The sequence below is a fragment of the Kibdelosporangium philippinense genome, from assembly GCF_021390435.2.
GTDB classification, from domain to species: domain Bacteria; phylum Actinomycetota; class Actinomycetes; order Mycobacteriales; family Pseudonocardiaceae; genus Kibdelosporangium; species Kibdelosporangium philippinense.
In genome coordinates this window covers 1,503,860-1,529,172 of sequence record NZ_JAJVCN010000001.1, presented here as the reverse complement: position 1 = coordinate 1,529,172, position 25,313 = coordinate 1,503,860, and the positions used below count along the sequence as shown (strand labels likewise).

General features: G+C 65.4%; 23 protein-coding genes, 1 tRNA gene and 1 pseudogene. 13 read left to right on the top strand and 12 right to left on the bottom strand.

The window, feature by feature from the left end; translation table 11 throughout:
* Nucleotides 1-14 precede the first annotated feature (14 nt).
* The 3 genes from LWC34_RS06960 to LWC34_RS06950 form a co-directional block, all read right to left on the bottom strand.
* Nucleotides 15-578 carry a LuxR C-terminal-related transcriptional regulator gene (locus LWC34_RS06960; protein ID WP_233723833.1) on the bottom strand — a complete coding sequence of 188 codons (564 nt, stop codon included), beginning with the start codon at nt 576-578 and terminating at the stop codon, nt 15-17.
* Nucleotides 579-745: 167 nt separating this feature from the next.
* Complete coding sequence (locus LWC34_RS06955; protein ID WP_233723831.1) at nt 746-1,660, bottom strand: isopenicillin N synthase family dioxygenase; 915 nt, start codon at nt 1,658-1,660, stop codon at nt 746-748.
* Nucleotides 1,657-2,229, bottom strand: a complete 573-nt coding sequence (locus LWC34_RS06950; protein ID WP_233723829.1) for a TetR/AcrR family transcriptional regulator — start codon at nt 2,227-2,229, stop codon at nt 1,657-1,659. The genes LWC34_RS06955 and LWC34_RS06950 overlap by 4 nt, the downstream gene beginning before the upstream one ends.
* Before the next feature lie 52 nt (nt 2,230-2,281).
* Between LWC34_RS06950 and LWC34_RS06945 the strand changes: the two genes are divergently transcribed.
* Nucleotides 2,282-3,196, top strand: coding sequence for an NAD-dependent epimerase/dehydratase family protein (locus LWC34_RS06945; protein ID WP_233723827.1), 915 nt, complete (start codon nt 2,282-2,284; stop codon nt 3,194-3,196).
* Here LWC34_RS06945 and LWC34_RS06940 read toward each other — a convergent pair.
* Nucleotides 3,150-3,974, bottom strand: coding sequence for a TetR/AcrR family transcriptional regulator (locus LWC34_RS06940; RefSeq protein ID WP_233723825.1), 825 nt, complete (start codon nt 3,972-3,974; stop codon nt 3,150-3,152). The two genes, LWC34_RS06945 and LWC34_RS06940, sit on opposite strands and share 47 nt — an antisense overlap.
* Before the next feature lie 88 nt (nt 3,975-4,062).
* Here LWC34_RS06940 and LWC34_RS06935 point away from each other — a divergent pair, with 88 nt between their 5' ends.
* Entirely contained in the window at nt 4,063-5,007 is a 945-nt protein-coding gene (locus LWC34_RS06935) for an NHL repeat-containing protein (RefSeq protein ID WP_233723824.1), read from the top strand.
* Nucleotides 5,008-5,126: 119 nt separating this feature from the next.
* Entirely contained in the window at nt 5,127-6,419 is a 1,293-nt protein-coding gene (locus LWC34_RS06930) for a PucR family transcriptional regulator (protein ID WP_233723822.1), read from the top strand.
* A gap of 25 nt (nt 6,420-6,444) precedes the next feature.
* Here LWC34_RS06930 and LWC34_RS06925 read toward each other — a convergent pair whose 3' ends face one another.
* Both LWC34_RS06925 and LWC34_RS06920 read right to left on the bottom strand, forming a co-directional pair.
* The gene (locus LWC34_RS06925; protein WP_233723820.1) at nt 6,445-7,257 is read right to left on the bottom strand and encodes an SGNH/GDSL hydrolase family protein; all 813 of its coding nucleotides are present in this window, start codon (nt 7,255-7,257) and stop codon (nt 6,445-6,447) included.
* A 118-nt stretch (nt 7,258-7,375) separates the two neighbouring features.
* The gene (locus tag LWC34_RS06920) at nt 7,376-7,942 is read right to left on the bottom strand and encodes a helix-turn-helix domain-containing protein (RefSeq protein WP_233723819.1); all 567 of its coding nucleotides are present in this window, start codon (nt 7,940-7,942) and stop codon (nt 7,376-7,378) included.
* A gap of 67 nt (nt 7,943-8,009) precedes the next feature.
* Here LWC34_RS06920 and LWC34_RS06915 point away from each other — a divergent pair, with 67 nt between their 5' ends.
* The 3 genes from LWC34_RS06915 to LWC34_RS06905 all read left to right on the top strand — a co-directional run bounded on the left by LWC34_RS06915 (nt 8,010) and on the right by LWC34_RS06905 (nt 10,355).
* Nucleotides 8,010-8,690, top strand: coding sequence for an AzlC family ABC transporter permease (locus LWC34_RS06915; protein WP_233723817.1), 681 nt, complete (start codon nt 8,010-8,012; stop codon nt 8,688-8,690).
* The gene (locus tag LWC34_RS06910) at nt 8,687-8,992 is read left to right on the top strand and encodes an AzlD domain-containing protein (protein ID WP_233723816.1); all 306 of its coding nucleotides are present in this window, start codon (nt 8,687-8,689) and stop codon (nt 8,990-8,992) included. Before LWC34_RS06915 ends, LWC34_RS06910 begins: the two co-directional genes overlap by 4 nt.
* Nucleotides 8,993-9,116: 124 nt before the next feature.
* Nucleotides 9,117-10,355, top strand: a complete 1,239-nt coding sequence (locus LWC34_RS06905; protein ID WP_233723814.1) for an MFS transporter — start codon at nt 9,117-9,119, stop codon at nt 10,353-10,355.
* Here the strand turns inward: LWC34_RS06905 and LWC34_RS06900 are convergent.
* Entirely contained in the window at nt 10,243-11,013 is a 771-nt protein-coding gene (locus tag LWC34_RS06900; protein ID WP_233723812.1) for an SDR family NAD(P)-dependent oxidoreductase, read from the bottom strand. The two genes, LWC34_RS06905 and LWC34_RS06900, sit on opposite strands and share 113 nt — an antisense overlap.
* A gap of 71 nt (nt 11,014-11,084) precedes the next feature.
* Here LWC34_RS06900 and LWC34_RS06895 point away from each other — a divergent pair, with 71 nt between their 5' ends.
* Nucleotides 11,085-11,462, top strand: a complete 378-nt coding sequence (locus LWC34_RS06895; protein ID WP_233723810.1) for a winged helix-turn-helix transcriptional regulator — start codon at nt 11,085-11,087, stop codon at nt 11,460-11,462.
* On the opposite strand, the gene LWC34_RS06890 is transcribed toward LWC34_RS06895, so the two are convergent.
* The 3 genes from LWC34_RS06890 to selD form a co-directional block, all read right to left on the bottom strand.
* The gene (locus LWC34_RS06890; protein ID WP_233723808.1) at nt 11,452-13,689 is read right to left on the bottom strand and encodes a xanthine dehydrogenase family protein molybdopterin-binding subunit; all 2,238 of its coding nucleotides are present in this window, start codon (nt 13,687-13,689) and stop codon (nt 11,452-11,454) included. The two genes, LWC34_RS06895 and LWC34_RS06890, sit on opposite strands and share 11 nt — an antisense overlap.
* Nucleotides 13,686-14,210 (bottom strand): (2Fe-2S)-binding protein, encoded by a 525-nt coding sequence (locus tag LWC34_RS06885; protein ID WP_233723806.1) that lies wholly within the window; start codon nt 14,208-14,210, stop codon nt 13,686-13,688. Before LWC34_RS06885 ends, LWC34_RS06890 begins: the two co-directional genes overlap by 4 nt.
* Before the next feature lie 61 nt (nt 14,211-14,271).
* On the bottom strand, nt 14,272-15,249 hold the full coding sequence (gene selD, locus LWC34_RS06880; protein ID WP_233723804.1) for a selenide, water dikinase SelD: 978 nt from the start codon (nt 15,247-15,249) through the stop codon (nt 14,272-14,274).
* A gap of 53 nt (nt 15,250-15,302) precedes the next feature.
* Here selD and LWC34_RS06875 point away from each other — a divergent pair.
* The 6 genes from LWC34_RS06875 (at nt 15,303) to nrfD (ending at nt 23,116) form a co-directional block, all read left to right on the top strand.
* Nucleotides 15,303-15,397, top strand: a tRNA-Sec gene (locus tag LWC34_RS06875).
* A gap of 15 nt (nt 15,398-15,412) precedes the next feature.
* Nucleotides 15,413-16,678: an L-seryl-tRNA(Sec) selenium transferase gene (gene selA, locus LWC34_RS06870; protein WP_233723802.1), complete on the top strand. Its 1,266-nt coding sequence runs from the start codon at nt 15,413-15,415 to the stop codon at nt 16,676-16,678.
* The gene (gene selB / locus LWC34_RS06865) at nt 16,669-18,375 is read left to right on the top strand and encodes a selenocysteine-specific translation elongation factor (protein WP_233723793.1); all 1,707 of its coding nucleotides are present in this window, start codon (nt 16,669-16,671) and stop codon (nt 18,373-18,375) included. The genes selA and selB overlap by 10 nt, the downstream gene beginning before the upstream one ends.
* 6 nt (nt 18,376-18,381) lie before the next feature.
* Complete coding sequence (gene fdh, locus LWC34_RS06860) at nt 18,382-21,573, top strand: formate dehydrogenase (RefSeq protein ID WP_233723791.1); 3,192 nt, start codon at nt 18,382-18,384, stop codon at nt 21,571-21,573.
* Entirely contained in the window at nt 21,570-22,328 is a 759-nt protein-coding gene (locus tag LWC34_RS06855; protein ID WP_233723789.1) for a 4Fe-4S dicluster domain-containing protein, read from the top strand. The genes fdh and LWC34_RS06855 overlap by 4 nt, the downstream gene beginning before the upstream one ends.
* Nucleotides 22,328-23,116, top strand: coding sequence for an NrfD/PsrC family molybdoenzyme membrane anchor subunit (nrfD, locus tag LWC34_RS06850; RefSeq protein WP_233723787.1), 789 nt, complete (start codon nt 22,328-22,330; stop codon nt 23,114-23,116). The genes LWC34_RS06855 and nrfD overlap by 1 nt, the downstream gene beginning before the upstream one ends.
* On the opposite strand, the pseudogene LWC34_RS06845 reads toward nrfD, so the two are convergent.
* Both LWC34_RS06845 and LWC34_RS06840 read right to left on the bottom strand, forming a co-directional pair.
* Nucleotides 23,105-24,870: pseudogene (locus LWC34_RS06845) on the bottom strand (thiamine pyrophosphate-requiring protein). The gene nrfD and the pseudogene LWC34_RS06845 sit on opposite strands and share 12 nt — an antisense overlap.
* Nucleotides 24,870-25,289: a CBS domain-containing protein gene (locus LWC34_RS06840; RefSeq protein WP_233723785.1), complete on the bottom strand. Its 420-nt coding sequence runs from the start codon at nt 25,287-25,289 to the stop codon at nt 24,870-24,872. The pseudogene LWC34_RS06845 and the gene LWC34_RS06840 overlap by 1 nt, the downstream one beginning before the upstream one ends.
* Nucleotides 25,290-25,313: the final 24 nt, after the last annotated feature.

Here is a 25,313-nt window from a genome sequence, read left to right as displayed (position 1 = left end):
AACCACTCACGAGGTCACGAGGCCATCTGGCACAACTCGGCTCTCGTCGGCAGGCCGAGGGTGGTGAGGATCTGCGAGATGTGATTGCGGACCGTCTTCGGGGTCAGGCCTAGGCGGGTGGCGATGGCGTGGTTGCCGAGACCACCCGCCACCAGGTCGGCGACCTGCCGTTGGCGGTCGGTGAGAGTCGCGAAAGGCTGCTCGATCAGCTGGAAGACCCCCGCCAGCCGGGGCGCAACGGCGCGGCCAATGATGAGCTCGCCCGCCGCGGCGCTGCGGATGGCACGGACGAGTTCCGTGTCATCCGCGGTCTTCAGGATGTATCCACGGACGCCCGCTTTGATCGCTGACCGGATGGCGTGCTCGTCGTCGCGGGTCGTGAACACGACAACCGCGGTTCCCTTCACCTGCACAGGAATTTCGCTGACCAGTACTTCGGGCCGGTGCTTGGCGATCACCGGGATCGCCGCCTCCGCGCTGTCCACATCGGCCACGACATCGATGTCGCCCGCATTGGCGAGCATCGCCTTCAATCCACACCGGACAATCGGGTGGCTGTCCGCCAGAACGACCTTCATATCCCCAACAGTGCGCTGTGTCCCCTACAGATCCCCTACAACGGGTCAGCTCGCCAGCGCTACCCGGCGTCCCTTGGTGTAAGTCAGGCTCGACTCGCAGGCCGGCTCCAGCCGCTGGGTCGCAGCGCTGCGGCCGTCGCCACAACGCGGGCAGGACATGTGGACAGTCAAGATTTTTGGATTTTGTCCGTGAGCTGGGGAAACACCTTGGAGACCTTGGCCAGCAGGTAGTCGCCGTACGTGCCTTCGAACTCGTGCACGTCGGCGCCGTCCCAACGCGGCTCGGTAGCAAGGACCCGTTGGCCGACAGCTCGGACATCGGCGTCGAAGTTCGGGTCGAAGAAGAACGGCCAGGACAGCCGGTCGTGGTCACGCGTGCCGACCACGCGATGCGGGGTCGAGCGGTACAGCCCGCCGGTGAGCCGGTCGAGTATGTCGCCGATGTTGCACACGAACGTGCCCGGGATCGGCTCGGCGTCGATCCACGTGTCCTGGGACTTCACCTGCAAGCCGCCGTGATGGTCCTGCTTGAGGATCGTGAGCAGGCCGTAATCCGTGTGCTCACCGACGCCCCACGCCTCGGCACCGCCGGGCGGATAGTTGAAGATCCGGAACAGGATCAGTGGGTCCCGCGTGTACCGGTCGGCGAAGTACTCGCTGTCGAGACCCAGGCTCAGCGCGATGCCGCGCATCAGGGCGTGGCCGACGCCGGTCAGAGCCGCCATGTACGCGAGAACCGTGGTGCGGAACTCGTCTGACGGGAACAGGTTGGGGCCATGCAGCGGCCGGTCACTCGGCGGCAGTTCGGCGCCGAAATACAGGCCTTCCTTGCGGTCCGGTTCGCCGGACGTGAGCTCGTCACCGACCGGGAAGTATCCGCGCCAGGCACGGCCACCGAGCTCCATCCGGATGCGCATCTTGGTGTCGAGGTCCTCGGCGAAGAACTCGCGGCTCTGCTGCTCGATGCGCCTTTGCAGGTCCTCGTCGACCCCGTGGTCCGTGACGTAGAAGAAGCCGTGGGTCCGGCACGCCTCGCCGATCTGCTCGGGCGCGGCGTGCAGTGATATCACGGGAATGCTCATGCCGCACGATATGCCTGGAACGTCGGCATGACGACCTTGTCCACCATCCGGATCAGGTAGGCGGCGTCGAGTGGCTCGTCCAGCAGCATGAGCCGCGCGAACAGCAGCGATATCGGGACCATGGTGACGATGTCGTCGACCGGTCCGCCGAGTTCGCCACGCGCGGTCGCCCGGTCGATGGCCACGGTCATGATCCGGCGGTCTCGTTCGATGATGCTCTCCCGGACCAGGCGCCCCAACTCGCCGTTGTCACGTATCGCGATCAGCAGCCCCGACAGCACACCTGCCTGACTTCTGAGCCTGTCGGCCAACGTTTGCGCCTGGCCAAGGAGGTCGCCGCGCAGGGTTCCGGTGTCGATCTCGTCAACGGGGTTCGCGAACTCGTGCCGGACCGCCGCGAGCACTAACGCTTCCTTGTCCGGCCATCGCCGGTAGATCGACGTCCGCGCGGTGCCTGCCTGGGTGGCGACCGCGGCGATGCTCAGCCGTTCGAAGCCGACCTCGCCGAGCAGCCGGAGGGTGGCCCGGCTGATCGCGTCGTCCAACTGTTTGTCCTGTAACCGAGCCATCACGCGCCCTTCCACCGATTCCGCTACAGTAGTGTAGCGGAATGGAGGAGCAATGCACGTAATCGTGGGCGCCACCGGCGCCACAGGCTCGGTTGTGGTCAGGGAACTGCTGGCACGCGGCGAGAAGGTCCGCGCGGTCAACCGCAGCGGACGGGCCGGGGTGCCCGAGGGAGTCGAATTGGTCGCGGCGAACGCGGCGGACGCGAAGCAGATGCGCGAGGTCTGCGCTGGCGCGACGGCCGTGTACAACTGCGTCCGCCCGCCACTGCCCGAGTGGCTGGAGGTGTACCCGCGGGTTCAGCAGTCGCTGATCAGGGCGGCCGGCTCGGCGGGCGCGGTACTGGTTTTCGCCGATGACACATGGATGTACGGCAAGGTCGACGGGCCGATGACCGAGGACACGCCGTCGCTGCCCGTGTCCAATCTCGGGTTGCTGCGCGCCTGGCTAGCGGACATGTTGCTGACCGCGCACCTACGCGGCGACGCGCAGGTAGCGATCGCGCGGGCAGGCGAACTTTACGGCCCGAAGGTGGAATCCCTGTTCGGATCGCCGATGTTCGCGGGCAAGCGGCCGATGTGGTTCGGCAATCCGGATCTGCCGATCACGCCGACGTACATCGACGACTTCGCCAAGACCATGGTCACGCTCGCGGCCGAACCTGGCTCATGGGGCGAGGTCTGGCACGTGCCGTCAAGCGAACCGACCACCGCACGGAAGTTCGCGGCGATCGCCGGGAGGGACAAACTCCGCGCATTGCCGGTGAAGATGGCGAAAACACTCGGGTTGGTGTCCACAGTGGCCAAACATGGCGCGGAGATCCTCTACCAGTTCGAGCAACCGTTCCTTGTGGACTCGACCAAGTTCACCGCTCGGTTCGGCGGCACGGCGATGGAGTTGACCGAAGGAATTGCCCGTACGCTCAAGTGGCACAAGGAGAATCCGCGGCGTTCGCCGATTCCTTCGTAATGGCGGCTTCGACACCGTCAAGGATCACCACGAGACCGGCCTTGAAGGTCTCGGCGGCTTCCCTTTCCAGGTAAGGCTTTTCGTCGCACTGGTCGACCGGCGTCGCGCCCTCGGCTTCGACCCGGGCCACCGAGGGAAACCGGTCGTCAAGGTCCGGCACGATCTCTTGCAGGGCAGCAGAACGGGTGTACCACCAGTCCTCATCGGACACTCCAGTGGCGATCTGCGCCTGCCGCGACTCGGCGACCATCTGCGCGGCACCGCGCACGAAGTTTGACAGCGTCCCCACGATCCGGCGCTGTTCGAGCGCAGGCAATCCCACGCCATCGAACAACCGGACGAGCCGTTCAACGGACGCGAACTCGTTGGGCCCCAACACCGGCCGCGCCGACGACACCTGCAACACCCACGGGTGCCTGAGCAGGAAACCCCAATAATCGTCGGCCCATGCAAGCACTGCCGCACGCCAGCCTTGCTCAAAGTCGTACTCGGTCGACAGCTCGCCGAGCGCGCGGTCGTACATGAGGTCAACGAGCTCACTTTTGCTGGGAACGTAGGTATAGAGCGCCATCCCGCTGCGGCCGAGCAGCTTGCCGACGGTCCGCATGGAGACCGCGTTCATGCCTTCCGCGTCGGCGAGTTCGATGGCCGCGTCGACGATCTCGTCGACAGTGAGCCCTTGCTTGGGGCCAGGGTTGACCTTCTGCTGCTCGGGCGACACCCGCCACAACAGGGCCATCGTCCGCTTGACATCGCCCTGACCAGCGTAAACAACCACACACAACTCCTAACCCATTACAGCGTAAGAGGTTAGCACGGTAGGTCGGGTCCAATGCGGTCGCAAAGTGACCGCAATTGTCTCTACCGTGGCGTCAGCATCCGCTCAAGAGCTGGGGGAACCACTGATCCGGAAACTGTGCGTCGCCGCGCTCGTGGCGGCCGCTCTCGTCTCTGCACCGACCGCGCACGCCACCCAGCCGCTGCCCACCACACTCCAGCTGCCGAACGGATTGCGGCCAGAGGGGATCACGGTCGGCGCATGGCCGACGGCGTACTTCGGCTCGATGGCGGACGGCTCGATCTACCAGGTCAACCTGCTCGACGGACGCGGCCGTGTGCTGGCAGCGGGCCCGGGGCGAATGGCACTGGGGATGAAGGTCGACGACAGCCACGGCCGTCTGTTCGTCGCGGGAGGAGACGCTGGCGACGCGCGAGTCATCGACACCCGAACCGGCCGGACGCTGGCCACCTATCAGCTCACGGGCAACGGCTATGTCGACGACGTCGTGCTGACCCGTGACGCTGCTTGGTTCACCGATGCCCTGCGACACCAGTTCTACAAGCTGCCGCTCGGCCGGTTCGGCGAACTACCCGCTGCCTGCACAACGATCCCGCTGAGCGGCGCGATGCCACACATGCCAGACCAGCTCAACAGCAACGGAATCACCACGACGCCCGATGGCCGCGCGCTGCTGATCGGGCACTTGACCGACGGCAAGATCTACCGGGTCGACCCTGTCACCGGGCACAGCACCGCGGTCGATCTCGGCGGCGAATCGGTGGACTTCAACGACGGAATCCTGCGGCGCGGCAACAGTCTCTACGTGGCACAAGTCTTCGCCAACCAAGTGACCAGAGTGGACATCGACCGCTCCGGGACCTCGGGACGGGTGGTCAGCCGCAGCAGTGATTCCCGGTTCGACTTCCCCACCGCCGTCGCCACGTTCGGCAACCGGCTCTACGTCGTCAACGCCAGCTTCGCCGCGCCGCCGAACTCGCCGCACACGGCCATCGGCATGCCGAGGTTCTAGACGTGCTCGTTGCCCGCGTCGATGGCGAATTGGACTTCGGAACGACTCGTGTAATGATTGATCACTAAACACGGGAGGCGATGTGGGCGATTTCCCAATATTTCGATCCGGTGTTTGTAATGGATGACAAAGCACCCTTCGTTCTTGGCGGGCGCCCACTGCACGAGCGGCTGACCGCGGATCTGCCCGCGTACACCGAGCTCGTCCTCGCCGAGGTCACCAAGCGGATCCCGGCCTATCGCGTGTTGCCTGCCGAAGCACTCAGCGGGGACATCACCGGCGTGATCGAGCAGACCCTGCGGGCTTTCGCGACAGTGCTGCGTACCCGGCAACTGCCCACCGCTGAGGACCTGGAGTTCTTCCGCGAATCCGCCGCGCGCAGGGCGGAGGAGGGCATTCCGATCGACGTGGTGCTCACCGCGTACCACATCGGTATCCAGGTGCTGTGGAGTTCGATGACGCCCGAGGTCCGGCCGGAGGAGGTGCACGACGTGATGGCGGTCAACACACTGGCGCTGGGTTTTCTCCAACTCGTGACACCCGCGGTCGGCGCCGGATATCTCGACGAACGCCAGACGATGTTCGACGACGAACACTCCGCACGGCACACACTGCTCACCGCGCTGGTGAACGGCGCCTCAGCCGACATCGCGGCCGGGCAGGCAGGTCTGCGGATGCCACCGTGCTTCTTCGTCGTGGCACTGGTCTTCGACACGCACCCGGACGAGACAGCGTCCGATGTGGACGCCGCCGTCGCCGGGCGCCGCAAGCTGCGCCGGGCACGGGCCGAACTGGAACGCCACTCCCGTGGCCCGGTGTTGTCGTCGTTGACTCCCGAGGGCGGAATCATCCTGCTGCCGTGTACGAAACCGGCGGCCGAGTTGTCCACACGGGACTGGGTCTGGCCGCGCCGGATGATCGCCGACATCAGCCGGGTCGCCGGCGCCGATCTCACCGCGGGAGTCGCCGCCGCCGGTCCCGATGGTGTCGCGGCGGCGCTGGCAGTTGCCAGGCAGGTGCTGGATGTGGCCATCCGTTACGGCAAACCGCCTGGCGTGTACCAACTCGACGACGTTCTGCTCGAATACCAGCTTTCCCGGCCGAGTGAGGCACTCGACCGCCTCGCCGCGGTGCTGCGCCCGCTGGAAGGCAACGAGGAGCTGATGCAGACGCTGACGACGTTCCTGCGTTCCAGCGGAAGGCGTTCCACAGCAACCGAATTGCACGTTCATCCGAACACTGTGGACTACCGGCTGCGCAAAATCCTGGAACTCACCGGCCTTGACGCCACCAGAACCTCGGACGTGAGCCTGCTGCAGGCCGCGCTGGCCGCCCGCCTGACACTCAGCGCGGGAACGGCGGTTCATCCGCCGATGACCGGCCATACCGGCCTGCTGCGATCCGGCGGTTGAGCAGTCGCCGGATCGAGCACGTTGGTTACCGGGCAGCGGCCGTGACCGCCTTGCCGAACGCGGCCATACCCTGGGCGTTCGGGTGCAGCGGAGCGGCCGGAGCCGTCGGGACGAGACCTTCGAGGTACCGGTCAGCAGGATCCGCACAGATGTCGTGACCAACCGTGACGGCCGCGAAGTCAACGAACCTCGCACCGTTCTTGGTGGCCTGCGCTTTGGCCACCGCGCTGACCTTGTTCATCACGCCCTGCAGGTAGTCCGCGTCACGCGCCCACACCGGTTGCCGTGGATAGCAACCGCCAGGCCGCACATAGGTTCCGTAGCCCGTGACGAGGACTGTCGCATGTGGAGCCCGGCGCCGGATCTCCGCGAGCGCCGCACTGAACTCCGATGTCCACGCGTCCACTGCCTTCGCGGGACCGTTGCCGAGACGGTCCGCGCACGACACGCCCGCAGGCTCTGGCAGGAAGTTGATGCAGCTCAAAGCCGCGCCGAACAGGCCGATGTCGTTGGCACCGATCGTCACCGACACCAGATCCGTGCTCGGCCGCAGCGCGTCGAACTGGGGCGGCAGAATCCCGAACCGGCTACCTGCGAAGTCGTCGGTGACGGCACCGGAACACGTGACGTCGGTGAGTTCGGCGCCCAGTGCGTCGGCCACGACAGCCGGATAGTTGCGATTGGACCGCAGGCACAGCAGGTTCGGGTCCTGCGTCGGAATCAGCGGTCCCGCCGCGGCCGAATCGCCCATGGCGACGTATTCGAGCGGCTCGGCCGCAGCCACTCCCCCGCTCGACACGACGGCCGCAACCACAAGACCTGCCACAAGCACACGCATCGGTGACCTCCACGATTACTCCGTCGTAACGTGCTCATCACATGATGAAGTGGCCGCGGACGGCGAGAACCAGGAGAGTTTCCACAATCGACCCAGCGCTTTTGTGATCGAGCACAACTCAGACGGACTCGGACACCATCACCGCGACCGTGTCGGGTTCCAGTGCCTTGAAGATGTGCGGCACATCGCCGGGGTAGCCGACGTAATCACCGGGCCCGATCTCGACCAGGTTCTCCAGCACACCGGTCAGCGCGCGGCCGGTGCTGAGGACGACATGCTCGTACGTTCCGGCGCGGTGCGGAGCTGATTCGCGGGCCGTTCCCGGCTGGGCCGTGACGAGGTACAGGTCTCGACGCGCGTTCGGCGGGCAGGCCGACAAGACCTTGGCAACGTAGTCCGCGTGTTCGGAGGCGATCGTCGGGCCTTCGTTCGCGCGGATCACGTGTACCTTGGGCTCGGGCGGCTCGACGATCTGGGCGAACGTCACGTCCAGCGCGACACAGAGCGCCCAGAGGGTTTCCACGCTCGGGTTCCCAGTGCCGGATTCGAGCTGGGACAAGGTGGATTTCGCGACTCCGGCCCGGCGTGCGAGCTCGGCGAGGGACAGTCCGGCGCGGCGGCGCTCGCGTTGCAGGGACGCCGCGATCACGGAGATCACCGAGAGTTGGGCGGGAGATTGGGCCATCGTTCGCTCCATCGGTACGTTCGTTCGTCTTGACAAACGCTTCGCCTAGCGTCCAGCATAACGGTCGATGCGTTCGTTATGGAGAACCCTGGATCGAGAGCTGGCGCGAGACATCGCGTTAGTGTGCGTGGCCTGCGGATTCGTCGGTGCGTCATTCGGCGCGATCGCGGTCGGCTCGGGCCTGCCGGTGTGGTTGGCGATGCTCATGTCGGTGGTCGTGTTCGCCGGCGCCTCCCAGTTCATGTTCGTCGCGGTCATCGCCTCGGGCGGCAATCCGATCGCGGCCGTGATCACCGGTCTGCTCGTAAACACCCGGCTGCTGCCGCTGAGCTTCGCGGTCAGTGACGCGATGGGCAAAGGCTGGGGCACCCGTCTGCTTGGCGCCCACATCACCACCGACGAAGTGACCGCGTTCACCGTGCCCCAGGAGGATCCACGGCAGCGACGAGCCGCGTTCTGGGTATGTGGCATCGGCCTGTTCCTTTGCTGGAATGCGGGCACCCTACTCGGCGCGTTCGGCGGAACTGTCATCAGTAACACGGACGCCTTCGGGTTGGACGCCGCGTTCCCCGCGGTGTTGCTCGCGCTCGTGCTGCCGTCCCTGAAGGACGCTCCAACGCTTCGCGCGGTGTCCGTCGGCGTGGTCATCGCGTTGGCGACCGCGCCGTTCGTCCCTGCGGGGGTGCCCGCGCTGCTCGCTTTGCTCGGGGTGGTTGCGAGCTTCGGCCGACGGACGGTGGCGGCGTGATCGTGGCGGTGGTTCTGCTTGGCGTGGGTACGTTCGCGCTCCGGCTCGCCGGTCCGGCTTTGCGGGCGCGAGTAGAGATTTCGCCTCGGGTCCAGCGGGTGATGATGGTCGGGGTGGCCGTGCTGTTTTCGGCACTTGTAGCCGTTTCGACGTTCATCGATGGGCATGGGTTCGCGGGTTATGCCCGGCCTGCCGGTGTGCTTGTCGGCGGCGTGCTGGCTTGGCGCAAGGTTCCGTTCGTCATCGTCGTGATCGCCGCCGCGGGCACGGCCGCCGGACTCCGACTGCTCGGGGTCCCGTAAGCCGTGCCTTGACATCGGCCATGAGTTGAAAGCATCTTTCTCGAAAGGGTTCTTCCCAGTGAGGGTGTGATGACCGGCCGGTGCACATGAGCCCGAGGGCCGAGGCTGACGGGCAACCGAGCTCATGACCAGGGCATTCGCTCGGTTGTGGCTCGCGAGCTTGTTCTGCGAGTGCGCCGAGTGGATGCTCCAGATCGCCCTTCCCGTGTTCATCTACCAGGCGACCGGATCGGCCAGCTCCACCGCGTTGGCCATGGTCGCAGGCGTTCTGCCGATGATCCTGCTCAGTCCGGTCGCCGGGTTCGTGGCCGATCGCTGGGATCGCGGGCGGACGCTGTCTCTTGTCAGCCTTGGGCAGGCGTTGGCCGCGGTTCCGTTGCTGGTCACGGACTCCGCTTGGTTGATCTACGTCGTGATGGTCAGCCAGTCCGCGGCCGCGACCTTATTCGAGCCCGCGCGCACCGCCTTGGTTCCGTACGTGGTCGCCAAGGGCAAAGTTGTCGCGGCCAACGGGTGGATGGGTTTCAACAGCAGCGGTGCACGTCTGCTCGGCAGTTCACTCGGCGGCATCACGCTCGCCACCGGCGGCCTGTCCACTGTGGTCATCAGCTATCTCATATTGCTGGCGCTGACAACAGCGTTGCTGCTGAAGAAGTTTGAGGTGCGGGCAGCACCCAAGCTGCGGCACCGGATCTGGCGAGCGTGGTTGGACGGGCTGGCTGAGTTCCGGCGTGAGCGACGGTTGAAGACCATCGGTTTGACGTTGGCGCTGGGTTCGTTGGCGCAGGGCATGTTCCTGGTTCTGTTCGTGGTGTTCGTGACCGGGCCGCTTGGCGGTGGCGAGGCGGAAGTCGGGTTGTTACGCGGGGTTCAGGCAATCGGTGGGCTCATTGCCGGGTTGGCGATCGGCGCGTCCTTGGTCAGGCGGATATCGCCGGAGATCATGTGCGCGGTCGGCGGGTTGGGCGTGGGGGTGATGACGTTCACGATCTGGCACATGCCCGCGCTGACCACCAGCCTTCCGGTCTACTTTGTTCTGTTCGGAATCACAGGCGCGCCAGGCATTTTCTTCATGTCGGGGTCGATCACGGTCCTGCAGACCGCTGGCGTGCCGGAGAAATCGGGCCGGGTGCTGGCGTCGACCATGGCGTTCATGGCGCTGTTCCAGGCGATCGGGATGCTCATCGCCGGTCCGCTTGCCGACGTGTGGAGCCTGACCAGGCTGCTCGAAGTACAGGCCGTGCTCATGATCAGTACAGGTCTGCCAGCGCTGCTAAGTCTTTGGTACGCGCGTCGAGGCGGGCAGCGTCGTGCGGCGACAACGTCTTCAGGGACAACGGAACGTCCTTCCCTCGGTCATTAGCCGTCAGCGGCGCGGATGGTGGTGTGGAGATCCAGGACACAACCGGCCGCACGGATTCGGCCACTTCTCGCGCGAAGAACTTGGCCAACAGCTTGATCACGGGATTGTCGCTGCCACTGCGGGTGAATCCCGGGTGGTAGTGCACGTACCGGGTCCGGCGGCCCAAGGCCGCGAACGACACGCCGAGCAAATCGTTCGCGCGCCCGGCCTGCAACTGGGCCGTGATCACGCCGTATTTACGTTCCAGTTGCATGTCGTCCCAGTGGACCCGCCCGGCCTTCGTGCCGACACCAGCGACATTGATGATCACCGGCTGCGGGCTGGCCTCCAGTTGCGGCAGCAGCAACTCCCCCAGCAAATAGCGGCTCAGGTAGTACAGCGCGAACGTGTATTCCAATCCTTCCGGCGTCTCCACGCGTTTGGCTTGCGTCCGGTTGGCGAACAGCGCCAAGGCGTCGATCGGCCCGGTAATTTCGCCCGCGACGCGCACGACCTCCTTGACCGACGAGAGATCTGCCTGCAGGAACTGTGCGCCTTCGACGGCCTTGCCCGGATTGCTGCCGATCACGATCACACGGTCACCGCGTGCGATCCGCTCAAGCGCGGTGGCGCGGCCCATGCCGTCGGTTCCGCCACTGATCACCACGGTCTTGCGCACGAATCCTCCTAAGCTGGGGTGGTGCACCTATCGTGGGTGGCAGGCGACGACGTGCGAAAGAAGGCAGTTTGATGTCCGGTACGAACACCGATGTGCCTGCCGTCCTCGCGCACGAATTGCCGAATCCTGTGCCGCGGGATGAGCTCGCGGTCTGCCCGGTGAACGGCCTGTTCCAGCGGATCGGCGACAAGTGGAGCATGTTGGTCGTGATCATGCTCGGCAACCGGGCCTACCGGTACAACGAGCTGCACCGCTCAATCGAGGGCATCAGTCAACGCATGCTCACGCGCACCCTCCGAATACTCGAAGATGACAAGCTTGTGCGGCGTGAGGTGTTCCCGAGCGTTCCGCCGAGTGTCGAGTACAGCCTCACGCCGCTGGGCCAGAGCCTGTTGGTGCCGCTGTCCGCGCTTGCCGAATGGGCAGTACGCAACAGCCCTACAAAGTGAGCGGCAACGTCCGGATCCGCTTGCCGGTTGCGGCGAACACCGCGTTGCCGATCGCGCCGGGCATTGGGCCGATCGCTGGTTCGCCCGCGCCGAGCGGTGGCTGGTCGACGCGGTTGATCAGGATCGTCTCGATCACCGGGACTTCGTTGAACCGCAGCACCTCGTACTGCGGGCCGGGGTTGAACTGGCTGCTCTGCCAGACCACCGAGGTGACCCGGTCGGCGGTGTAGTGCACCTGCTCCTTCAGCGTGCGGCTGATCCCCTGTACGACGTTGCCTTCGATCTGGTTACGCAGGCCGTCCGGGTTCACGATCAAGCCGCAGTCGTGCGCGACCACGACCCTGGTCACCCGAATCCGCTCGGTCTCGACGCGCACCTCCACGTACACAGCCACATAGGCGTTCTCGACCTCGTACTGCTGGAACGCCACTCCCGCACCGATTCCAGGACCGGATGGCCTGCCACGCCACGTATCTCGCAGCGCCTCGCAGACCGCCACGCCACGTGGATCCGGCAACGAGGCGATCCGCAGTTCCAATGGATCGTGCCCGGCGGCGTGGGCCAGTTCGTCGAAGAAGCTCTCGTTGGCAAAGCTGTTGGAGAATCCGCCGAGTGATCGCAGAGCCGTGGACCTCGGTAGCCGATAGGTCAACGGTGCCACTGGTTGCGCCGAGTCAGGGCCGGTGGTTTCGAAGCTTTTCACCAGTCGCGCTTCGACGCGTTGCGGAAAGCCGTATGTGACAGGCGCGTTGCGTCCCGATGAGTTCACTGAGGACGCAGGCAGCGGTGCGGGCAGCCGTCCTGCCAACGCACCCGCCAGCAGCGTTCCCGCGTTGGTCCGCGAAGGCCTGCTGTTGGCTGGCGGCGCGAAGTTGACGTGCGACCAAGCGGTGATTCCCGTGGGCCCGACCGCGCCTTTCATGTCGTGGGCCTGTGCTGCGCCAAGAGGTTCCCAGCCGTGTTCGTTCTGCCGCGTCCATTGCACTCGCACCGGTCGGCCGACAGCTTGCGACAGTAGCGCCGCGTCGGCAGCACAGTCGTCGGCTCCATTGTGGCCATAGCAGCCGGACGATTCCGTGAATATGACACGGATTCTGGCCGGATCGAGCTCGAGCAACTGGGCGAGCGTGCCACGGAGTTCGGTGACGTTCTGGGTGCTCGACCAGATCGTGGCCTGGATTCCGGTTGCCGGATCCGGTGTCACACGGACATCGGCCACCGCCAACGACGGCCCCATCGAACCGTGCATGTGGAAAGGCGTGAAGTACTTGGCTTCCAGCACAGTCGGCCCCGCCGCGAACAGTGGATCGAGATCGGCGGGGATCTCGACAACCGTCCGGTAGTGGTTGACCGGGTCCCGCAGCGCGTCAGGCAACGATGCCTGCGGGATCAGCACTGGACCCGGCGTCCAGCTGACGGTGATCCCGGTGGCAGGCGCGGCGGCACGGGCCGCGATCCACTCCGATGTCGCGACCACACCGATGAACCGATCCCGGTGAACCACATCGACAAAGCCTTCGAGGGCACGAGCCCGGTCGACATCACCGATCACCGGATCGCGGGAATTGCGGCCAGGCGGGCGAACCACGCGCCCGTGCAGCATTCCCGGCAACGAAACATCCTGCAGATACTGGAAAGTCGCGGCTAGCTTGCCAGGTAGGTCAACCCGTCGAACAGGCTTTCCAACCACGACATACTCGGCAGGCGGTACAAGAGAAACGCTCGGATTCAACGGCAGTACGGTGACTTCGCTTGCCAGCAGGCGCGCGTAGCGGACTGTTCGTTCGCCGAACCGGAACACACCGTGTTCGGCCCGCAGCCGTGCCGGATCGACGTTGAAGTACAAGCCGGCGCGGCGCCGAAGCTCACTGAAAGCTGTCGCAGCGGCCTGGCGCAGCTGGACTCCGCCGTTCTGGATGCTCTTGGACCCGGTCGAACCGCCTTGGCCGACGGCAAGCAACGTGTCACCTTCGACGTAGTCCACGTCCGCCACACCGAGGCGCAGTTCCTCGACCATGATCTGGGTCAACGCGGTCCGGATACCGGTGCCGAGATCGACTTTTCCGCTGTACAAGGTGATTTTCTCGCTGGTGAGCACGAGCCAGGACTCGGTTGCCGCGGCAGGCGCGCCGACAGCGGTCACGCGGATCCGGCCAGCCGGACGCGCCGAACTGAGGGTGAAACCGACCGCCACAACGCCAGTGAGGAATTTCCGGCGCCCGATCATCGGAGCATCTCCTTCGCCGCCAAGGAGACAGCTCTGACGATGCGGGTATGCGTGCCACACCGGCAGATGTAGTTGTCGTCGTTGTCCGGCAACGCCCCAGACAGAAAATCTTTGATCTCGTCATCCGACGGCACAGTACGGTTTCCGCTGGCTATCCGGCTTTCAAGCCAACCAAGAACACCCATTACCATGCCGTTCACACAGAACGCGCACTGCCCGGCCTGAACCTCCACGAACGCGCGCTGCAAAGGGTGCGCGCGCAAACCGTCCAGTGTCCGGACTTCGGCTTGCTCTGGCACGGTGTGCAGCTGACGTGTGCACGACCGCACCGGATCGCCGTTGACGAGCACGGTGCACGCACCGCATTGCGAGACACCGCAGCCGAAACGTGGACCGTGCTGGCCGTGGCGTTCCCGCAGCCAGTACAGCAATTGCTCGGAGGCCTGGCTTTCACTGGTTCCCACTGACCGGTACGGGCCCGAGACCTGCTTACCGTTCAAGCGAATCGTTCGTTCAGCCATAGGCGGAATCTTGCCCGTTATTGCGGCAGAACAGCACGAACCGACAGCGAATCGACAGACCTCAGCGCACGACCACGACTTTTTCCTGTCTGGGAACCAGTTCGCCGATCACCGGAGCGCCAGGAATCTCTCCGGCGAGCAACAATCCGCCTGATGTCTGGGCGTCGGCGAGCAGCAATGCTTCACCCGAGTCCACAGTAGACAGATCGGTGTGCGGCCGGACCCAATCGAGGTTACGGCGACTGCCACCGCTGACGTACCCATCGCGCAGCGCCTCCCGGGCGCCTTCCAGATATGGCACGGCGGCTGAGTCGATCACGGCGGTGACACAGCTGGCGCGAGCCAGCTTATAAGTGTGTCCCAGCAGTCCGAAGCCTGTGACGTCCGTGGCTGCCGTGATTCCGGCTGCCAATGCCGCTTCCGAGGCGTCTCGGTTGAGGGTGGTCATGGCCTCGACTGCCTGCGGAAACTCTGTGCCGGTCGCATTGTGCCGCGAGTTGAGCACGCCAATACCCAGGGGTTTGGTCAGCGACAACGGCATTCCCGCGACCCCGGCATCGTTACGCAGCAGCCATTCCGGGTCGGCTAGCCCGCTAACTGCCATGCCGTACTTGGGCTCCGGATCGTCGACGCTGTGTCCGCCAGCGACATGGCAGCCCGCCTTGGCAGCCACATCCAGCCCGCCTCGAAGCACCTCGCGGGCAAGATCCATCGGCAACACATCACGAGGCCAGCAGAGCAGGTTCAACGCGAGCACCGGGCGTCCGCCCATCGCGTACACGTCGGACAACGCGTTCGCCGCCGCGATTCGGCCCCAGTCGTACGGATTGTCCACGACCGGGGTGAAGAAATCGGTCGTCGCGATCAACGCCACTCCCCCGGCGATCCGCACGGCCGCCGCGTCGTCGCCGGTGTCCACGCCGACCAGGAGTTCCGCGTCCCCTGTGCCGTGCAGGCCTGCCACGATCTGTTCGAGTTCGCCCGGTGGGATCTTGCACGCGCAGCCGCCGCCGTGTGCGTACTGGGTCAGCCTGGTCATTGCTTCATCCTGCCGAGCACGGCCGGAGTTGGCAGGATGAGCGCATGGTCCAGGGAGGCGTATCCGGTCTGGTGACCGGCTCGGTCTTCAAAACCGTCGAGCGGCAGGACCTGTCGCTGGCGGGTTCGATTCCCGTCCGCCTCCGCCACCCTGGACCGCACAGATGACCGACCGGCGCCGTGACATCCCCGGCACGGACACCGTCCTGGCGGATCCACGGCTGGCCAAAGCGATCGACCTGCTCGGCAAGCCTCTGGTCAAGAAGTCCGTGCTGGCCGCACAGACCAAGGCTCGCAGCGGCGAGATCGAGCCGGAACACGTGATCGACGAAGCGATCACCGGCCTGCCGTGGGGCGCGACCAGCCTGCAGCCGGTGATCAACGCGACGGGCGTGCTCGTGCACACCAACCTCGGCCGGGCACCGCTTTCCCAGACGGCAAGAGACGCGTTGGTGCTGGCCGCGGGCACCACGGACGTCGAATTCGACCTGCGAACCGGCCAACGCGCCAAAAGAGGCCGGGGCGCGCTGCAGGCGCTCCACGAAGCCGTTCCGAACGCGGGCGGTGTGCACGTGGTGAACAACAACGCGGCCGCGCTGCTGCTGACGGCCATGGTTTTGGCACCGGGCAAGGAGATCGTGATCAGCCGGGGTGAACTGGTCGAGATCGGCGACGGTTTCCGGATCCCCGAGTTGCTGGCGTCGACCGGCGCGCGGCTGCGTGAAGTCGGCACGACAAACCGGACAAGCCCGCGGGACTACCAAGATGCCGTCACCGAGCAGACGGGATTCGTGCTCAAGGTCCATCCGTCCAACTTCAAGATCGCCGGATTCACCGCGGACGTGCCTGTGTCATCCCTTGCCGGGCTGGGTATTCCGCTTGTCGTGGACATCGGATCCGGCCTGCTCCGCCCACATCCGCTGCTTCCGGACGAACCGGACGCCACGAGCGTGCTGCGTGCCGGGGCAAACCTGGTGACGGCGAGTGGCGACAAGCTCATGGGCGGCCCACAGGCCGGTCTGCTGCTCGGCGACGTGGACCTCGTCGAGAAACTCCGGCGCCACCCCGCCGCTCGGGCTTTGAGAGTGGACAAACTGACGCTGGCGGCCTTGGAAGCGACGCTGCACGGTCCTCCGCCGCCGGTTGTGTCCGCTTTGGACACCGAAGTGGACCTTGGCCGGGCACAGGCGATCCAGCGACGGTTGCCCGGTTCGCAGATCGTGCAATCCACGGCCGTGATTGGTGGCGGCGGCGCGCCAGGCGTCGAACTGCCAAGCTTGGCGATCAGCCTGCCGGAACACCTCTCGGTCAAACTCCGGCAGCACCGGGTGGTTGGGCGCGTCGAACGCGGCCGTTGTCTGCTTGACCTGCGGACAGTGCCACCTGAGGACGACGAGAAGCTGATCGCGGCGGTGCTGGCGTGCATGTGATCGCGACCGCCGGGCACGTGGATCACGGCAAGTCGACGCTGGTCCGCAGGCTCACCGGGATGGAGCCGGACCGATGGGCTGAGGAACGCAGGCGTGGCCTGACGATCGGCCTCGGCTTCGCGTGGACCACGATCGGCGACACCGAGTTCGCGTTCGTGGACGTGCCAGGGCACGAGCGGTTCGTCGGCACGATGATGGCCGGTGTCGGCCCGGTGCCCGCGGTGATGTTCGTGGTCGCCGCGGATGGCGGCTGGATGCCGCAGTCCGCCGAACACCTTGCTGTCCTTGAAGCTCTGCAGGTGCGGCACGGGATCCTGGTGATCACGCGAGCAGATCTCGCAGATCCCGAACCAGCGCTTGGTCAAGCCCAGCAGTACCTCGATTTCCCTGCCGTGATCGTGAGTCCGGACCACGGCATCGAGGAACTCCGTGCCACGCTGACGGATCTGCGGCTGCCGCAACCGGACACTCAGGCGGACGTCCGGCTCTGGATCGATCGCAGTTTCACGATCGACGGCGCGGGAACCGTAGTCACTGGGACACTCGCGGCCGGAACCATCTCGGTTGGCGACGAACTCGTCGTCGGGTCGAGGACCGTGCGGGTGAAAGGCATCCACACGCTGGGCAGGCAGGCCCAACGCGTGACCGCGGTCGCCAGGGTGGCCCTCAACCTGAGAGGTGTCGAGCGGTCGGCGATCCGGCACGGCGACGCACTGTGCACTCCGGACGCGTGGACTGAAACGACAGTCGTGGACGTCCGGGTCCACTCGGAACTCACCCGGCATTTGGTGCTGCACATCGGCTCGGCAGCGGTCCCGGTGCACGTCCGTCCACTCGGTACACACGCGGCTCGGCTGCGGCTGAGAACTCCATTGCCACTCAGGATCGGCGATCGGGTAGTGCTGCGCGATCCTGGCAGGCACGAGATCGCGGCTGGCGCGGACGTGCTCGACATCGATCCGCCCGCATTGAGCCGCCGCGGTGATGCCCGGAGACGGGCGGCAGACCTCGGTTCCGCGGTGGATCTGACCGCGTTCCATCTGGCCAAGAAGGGATCCCTCCGGCCGGAGGACCTCAGGAAGCTCGGGTTGTCAAAGCCGGACATGGCATTGACCGACGGATGGTATGTCGACGCCGACCGGGCCGCGGCACTGATGCCAGACCCGGCAAGCGGACCATCGACTGTGCGGTCTGAAGTGGACAAATGGGATCCACTCAGCCCGATGCCGCTCGAAGCACTCCGCCAACGGCTGGATCTCCCGGATATCGCTCTCGCGGCCACTTTCGCCCGTCGCGCCGGGTTCACCGTCCACGAAGGACGCATCACCACCTCGGTCCGGCTCCCAGCCGGGATCGACCAAGTCGTGGCACACCTCAAGGAAACGCCGTTTCGCCCGCCCGACGCGGGTCAGTTGCGTGAACTCGGAATCGGCCCGAAAGAAATCGCCGCCGCCGTCCGGGCCGGCGCGCTGATCAAACTCGCCGACAGTGTCGTACTCCTGCCAGACGCACTGGACCAGGCCATCAAGACGCTCACCGGCAGCCCCTTCACGCCCACCCAGGCCAAACAAGCGCTAGGCAGCACGCGCAGGGTCGTGATTCCCCTGCTCGAACGGCTCGACGCACTCAGCGTGACCGAACACCATCCCGACGGCACGCGTACGATCTGCGCGCCACGCGTCCACTGGGTACCGTAGGATGAAATGGGCGTGCGCCAGTGGATTCAGAGCTGGCCGGTGATCCGCCAGATCACCGGCGACGACCCGCTGGGCCGAGGGAAAGCCGTCCGTTCCGCGGCCACCGAACGGACGGCGCCTCGAACAGCCGAAGCCGACTCGGTGACCAAGTCGATCTGTCCATACTGCGCGGTTGGCTGCGGTCAGAAAGTGTTCGTGGCGCAGGGCAAAGTCACCCAGATCGAAGGCGACCCCGACTCCCCCATCTCGCGCGGCAGGCTGTGCCCGAAAGGCTCCGCGAGCAAGCAATTGGTCACGAGCCCGTCCCGCGTCACCACAGTCCTCTACCGGCGGCCGCACGGCACCGAATGGGAGGAATTGGACCTCGACACGGCGATGGACATGATCGCCGACCGGGTACTGGCCACTCGTGCCAAAACCTGGCAGCAGCAAGACGAGAACGGTCTGACTCTGCGCCGCACGATGGGCCTCGCCAGCCTCGGCGGCGCGACGCTGGACAACGAAGAGAACTACCTGATGAAGAAGCTCTACACCGCGCTGGGGGCGGTGCAGATCGAGAACCAGGCCCGTATTTGACACTCCTCAACGGTTCCCGGTCTGGGGACCTCCTTCGGTCGCGGCGGCGCCACGACGTTCCAGCAAGACCTCGCGAACGCGGACTGCATCGTGATTCAAGGGTCGAACATGGCCGAATGCCACCCGGTCGGCTTCCAGTGGGTGATGGAAGCCAAGGCCCGTGGCGCAAAAGTCATTCACATCGACCCGCGGTTCACCAGGACCAGTGCGGTGGCGGACGAGTTCGTGCCGATCCGTGCGGGCAGTGACATCGCGTTCCTCGGCGGGCTGGTCAACTACGTGTTGCAGCACGAGAAGGATTTCCGTGAGTACGTGGTCGCGTACACGAACGCGGCCGCGCTGATCAACGAGGATTTCCAGGACACCGAGGACTTGGACGGCCTGTTCTCCGGCTACAACAAGGACGAACGTGTCTACGACCATTCGAGTTGGGCGTATCAGGGCGCGGAGGCGCAGGCCGAGGCTGGCGATCCGTCCGACCGGACCGGCGGCGGTGAACCTCATCAGGAATCGGCACAGTCGGAGCAACACGGCAGCGGCGGGGCCGTGATCGATGCCAAGCCGGACACCGACCCAACGTTGACGCACCCGAGGTGCGTCTATCAGATCCTGAAACGGCATTACGCCCGGTACACGCCCGAAATGGTCGAAGAAGTCTGCGGGGTCCCAGCCGAGCAGTTCCTGGCAGTCGCGGAAGCGATCACGGCCAACTCGGGCCGGGATCGGACAACCGCATTGTGCTATGCCGTCGGGTGGACGCAGCACTCCGTTGGCGTGCAGTACATCCGGACCGCGTCGATCCTGCAGTCGTTGCTTGGCAACATCGGACGCCCCGGTGGCGGCATCCTCGCGTTGCGCGGGCACGCCAGCATTCAAGGATCCACCGACATTCCGACGCTGTTCAACATCCTGCCGGGCTACATCCCGATGCCGCACGCGCGCGAGCACCTCGACCTTGAGTCCTTTGTGGCCAACGACGCAGGCCGGACCGGGTTCTGGGGCAACATGGACCGCTACACCGTGAGCCTGTTGAAAGCCTGGTGGGGCGAACATGCCAAGGCCGACAACGACTTCTGCTTCGACTATCTGCCAAGGCTGACCGGCGACCATGGCACGTACGACACGGTGTTGCGGCAGATCAAGGGCGCGTGCGAGGGCTATTTCCTGGTCGGCGAGAACCCGGCGGTCGGCTCGGCCAACGGCAAGATGCAACGCCTCGGACTGGCCAATTTGGACTGGCTCGTGGTCCGTGACCTGCAGATGATCGAGTCAGCCACGTTCTGGCGGAACGGGCCGGAGATCGAGACCGGTGAGCTGCGCACCGAAGAGATCGGTACCGAGGTGTTCTTCATGCCCGCGGCCGCGCATACCGAGAAGGACGGCAGTTTCACCAACACCCAACGGCTTCTGCAGTGGCACCACAAGGCGGTCGAGCCGCCCGGCGACGCCCGCAGTGACCTGTGGTTCTACTACCACCTCGGCAAGCTGATCCGGCACAAGGTCCGGGACAGCAAGGATCCTCGCGACCTGCCGTTGCAGCACCTGACCTGGAGTTACGTCGAGGAAGGACCGCTCGGCGAGCCTTCGGCGGACTCTGTGCTGGCAGAGATCAACGGCAATGGCCCGGAAGGACCGCTGTCGTCGTACACCCAACTGGAAGGGGACGGCTCCACGGCCTGTGGGTGCTGGATCTACTGTGGAGTCCGGGCGGACGGCGTGAACCAGGCTGCCCGGCGTAAGCCCGGCTCGGAGCAGACGTGGGTCGCGCCGGAATGGGGTTGGGCGTGGCCTGCCAACCGGCGGATCATCTACAACCGCGCGTCCGCTGATCCTTCGGGAAAGCCTTGGAGCGAAAGGAAGAAGTACGTCTGGTGGGATGCCTCGCAACGCCGCTGGGTCGGCGAGGATGTGCCTGATTTCGAGCCGACGAAACCACCGGATTTCCAGCCTGAGGAAGGCGCCCGAGCGCAGGACGCCCTGGCCGGCGACGACCCGTTCATCATGCAGACCGACGGCAAGGCGTGGCTCTTCGCGCCCGCCGGGCTCGCCGACGGACCGTTGCCCACGCATTACGAACCGCTGGAATCGCCCTATCAGAACGCGTTGTACGGCCAGCAGTCCAACCCGACCTTGCAGCCCTTCAACCACGCCGAAAACCCGCACAATGGCTCAGCATTTCCCTACGTAGTCACGACCTATCGCCTGACCGAGCATCACACTGCTGGCGGGATGAGCCGGACACTACCGTATCTGGCGGAGCTGCAGCCGGAGTTCTTCTGCGAGGTATCTCCTGAACTGGCCGATGAACGCGGGCTGGAACACCGAGGCTGGGCGACGATCGTCACGTCCCGGACCGCCATCGAGGCCAAGGTTTTGGTGACCCATCGGATGAAACCGCTCCGGATGCGTGGCCGAGTGGTCCATCAGGTCGGCCTGCCGTACCACTGGGGCCCGAATGGACTGTCCGTTGGCGACGCGGCCAACGACATTCTCGGCATCGCGATGGACCCGAACGTCCACATCCAGGAGTCCAAGGCCGCGACCTGCGACATCATCCCGGGCAGGCGGCCACGCGGGCAAGCACTTCTCGACCTCGTCGCGGAATACCGGAGGCGCGGATGACCGAACGAATGGGCTTCTTCACCGACACCTCGGTGTGCATCGGCTGCAAGGCCTGCGAAGTCGCCTGCAAGACATGGAACGACGTGCCCGCGGACGGCCTGGACCTGCTCGGCATGTCCTACGACAACACGGGATCGTTGAACGCCAACACCTGGCGGCATGTCGCCTTCATCGAACAGACCGTTGAGGACAACACCCGCTGGCTGATGTCCAGCGATGTCTGCAAACACTGTACCGAGGCCGGGTGTCTTGACGTCTGTCCAACCGGGTCGTTGTTCCGGACCGAATTCGACACGGTTGTCGTGCAGGCCGATATCTGCAACGGTTGCGGGTACTGCGTTCCCGCTTGTCCGTTCGGTGTGATCGACCGCCGCGAGGACGACGGACGCGCCTGGAAGTGCACGATGTGCTACGACCGGATCGGCGACGGCCTGATGCCTGCGTGTGCGACCGCGTGCCCCACCGAGTCCATCCACTATGGACCCCTGGACGAGTTGCGGGAACGTGCGGACAAGCGCTTGGACGAGCTGCATGCCCGTGGCCAGACCGATGCTCGGTTGTACGGCCATTCCCCGGACGACGGGGTCGGTGGCGCTGGCGCGTTCTTCCTGTTGCTTGACGAGCCCGAGGTCTACGGGCTACCTGAGAATCCAGTAGTGACCACAAGGGACCTGCCGGACATGTGGAAACGGGCAGGGTTCGCTGCGCTGGCCGTCGTCGCCGGGGTCGCGGCGTCGTTCCTGGGGAGGCGCTGATGGGCTATTACGGCAAGCCGATCCTCAAGAAACCGGTATGGAAGGTCCCTGACGTTCCCGGCTACCTGTTCCTCGGCGGAATGGCAGGCGCGTCGGCTTCGCTGGCATTGGGAGCCCAGATCGCCTGTCACCCCGAGTTGGTCCGGCCCGCTCGCATCGCGGCGGCCGTTGGGTCGCTGGCGAGTGTGGGCGCGTTGATCAACGATCTCGGTCGCCCGGAACGGTTTCTGAACATGCTGCGGGTGTTCAAGGTGACTTCACCGCTGTCCGTCGGCTCATGGATCCTGGCGCCGTTCTCCGGATTGACAGCTTTGACCGCGGCGACCGACCTGAGTGGACGGTTCGGCCGGATCGGCACGCTCTCCGGAGCGGCGGCCGGGGTGCTCGGGCCCGCGATGTGTACGTACACTTCGGTTCTGCTCGCCGACACGGCCGTTCCCGCTTGGCACCAGGCTTATCCCGAACTGCCGTTCGTGTTCGCCGGAAGCGCTATGACGAGCGCCGCTGGGGCTTCTTTGCTTGCCGCGTCATCGAAGCCCGCAGTACGGCTCGGGCTCATTGGCAGCGCAATGGAACTAGGGTCTTCGGCTGCGATGGAACGTCGAGTTGAGACGTACCGGTCCAGCAGACTGCTGACCGCCGCGAAGGCGCTCACAGTCGCCGGAGCCGGTCTGTCTCTACTCCGCCGCAGCAGGGTTGCCACTGTTCTGGCTGGTGCGAGCTATCTGGCTGCCGGAGTGTGTACCCGCGTCGGGGTCTACTACTCCGGAATGGACTCAGTTCGGTAGCAGCTCGGCCAGTTTGGTCTTGATTCCCTCGTATGCCATCTTGGCGCCCTTGGGGTCGCCTTTGAGGATCGCCTCGGTCACCGACTTGATCTGATCGGCCGTGGCGTGTGGCGGGATCGGCGGGATTTCCGCGTCACACCGCACGTCGATCACCGACGGCCGGTCCGCGCCCAATGCCTGATCCCAGGCCGAACCCAGGTCCTCAAGTTTGTCCACATTGAGCGCGACCAAGCCGAGTGACGCCGCGAATGCCGCGTAGTTGACGTCCGGCAACGTCTGGGATTCCTCGAACTTGGGCGCACCGCCCAATGCCCGCAGTTCCCACGTGACCTGGTTGAGGTCGTTGTTGTGGAATACGCAGATCACACAACGCCGGTCCGCCCACAGGTCCTGGTACCGGGCGATCGTGATCAGCTCGGCCAACCCGTTCATCTGCATCGCGCCATCACCAACCAACGCGACCACAGGCCGGTCCGGATGCGCGAACTTCGCACCGATCGCGTACGGCACACCGGCGCCCATTGTGGCCAGCGTGCCGGACAAGGATCCGCGCATCTGGCCGCGCATCTTGAGGTTGCGCGCGTACCAGTTGGTTGACGAGCCCGAGTCGGCCGTGACGATCAGATTGTCCGGTGCACGATCCGCATCGGGTTGATCGGATCGGCCTCGACCATGGCCTGTTGTTCCATGGTCTTCCACCAGTCGAGCACGTTCTTCTCGATCTTCTCCCGCCACTCCCGTTTTTCGTTGCGCCGCAACAAAGGAAGCAGCGCGCGAAGGGTCGTGTGCGAGTCACCGACCAGGTTCACCTCGGTCGGGTAACGCATTCCGATCCGGGTACCGTCCACATCGATCTGAACAGCCCGCGCCTTGCCGTACTCCGGCAGGAACTGGCTGTAGGGGAAGTTCGAGCCGACGATCAGCAAGGTGTCGCAGTCGCGCATCATCTCGTAGCTCGGGCGGGTGCCAAGCAAACCGATCGAGCCGGTCACGTACGGCACGTCGTCAGCCAGAACATCCTTGCCCAGCAATGCTTTCGCCACGCCGGCGCCGGTCATGTCGGCCACCTGGCGGATCTCGGGCGTCGCGCCGCGGGCGCCCTGGCCGATCAGGATCGCGACCTTCTCCCCCGCGTTCAGCACCTCCGCGGCCCGTTCCAGCTCCTTGTTCGGCGGAACGAGGCTCGGCATCGCCAGCCCCGGCTTGCTCGACGGCACGTGCTTGAACTCGTGCTTCGGCGGCTCGTAGGGCTGTTCCTGCAGATCATTGGGGATGATCACGGCAGTCGGCGCGCCACGGGTGATCGCTGTGCGCAGCGCCCGGTCCAGCGCGTTGGGCAGCTGTTCGGCGACCGTGACCTCGACCGAGTACTCGCTGGCGACATCCTTGACCAGCGATTGCAGGTCGACTTCCTGCTGGTAGCTGCCGCCGCGGGCGGTCCGGGCGGTCTGGCCGACGATCGCGACGACCGGAACGTGGTCCAGCTTCGCGTCGTAAAGGCCATTGAGCAGGTGGATCGCGCCTGGCCCCGATGTCGCCAGGCAGACGCCCGGCCTGCCGCTGAACTTGGCATAGCCGACCGCCTGCAAGGCTGACATTTCCTCGTGCCGCGACTGGACGAAACGTGGCCGGTTGTCCGCTTTGCCGAACGCGGCCACGATTCCGTTGATGCCGTCACCGGGATAGCCGAAAACCTGGTCGATGTGCCAGTCCCGGAGCCGTTGCAGTACGTAGTCGCCGACGGTCTCGGTCATCAGCTGTCCACCGAAAGGGCTTCGAGCAGGTCACCGACCTGCGGTTCGGGCAGTGCGCGGGCCACGTCGGCCTGGCTGATGATGCCGACGAGGTCGTGTCCGTCGATCACCGGCAGCCTGCGGACCTTGTGCTCGGCCATGGTGTTCATGATCTCGGTGGCCTCGTCGTCGGCACCGATGGTCACGGCCTCACCCTGGGCAAGCTCGCCCGCGGTGACCGCACGAGGGTCCTTGCCCTCGGCAAGCACCTTCACCACGATGTCGCGGTCGGTGATCATCCCTTTGAGACGGTTGTCCTCACCGCAGATCGGCAGTGCGCCGACTCCCTTGTCCGCCATCAGCTGCGCCGCGTCCCGAACAGTCTGGCTGGTCTGCACACAGGTCGGATCGGGCGTCATGATCTCGCGTGCGCGCGTCATCACACTCTCCTCTCGCGTCTCGTT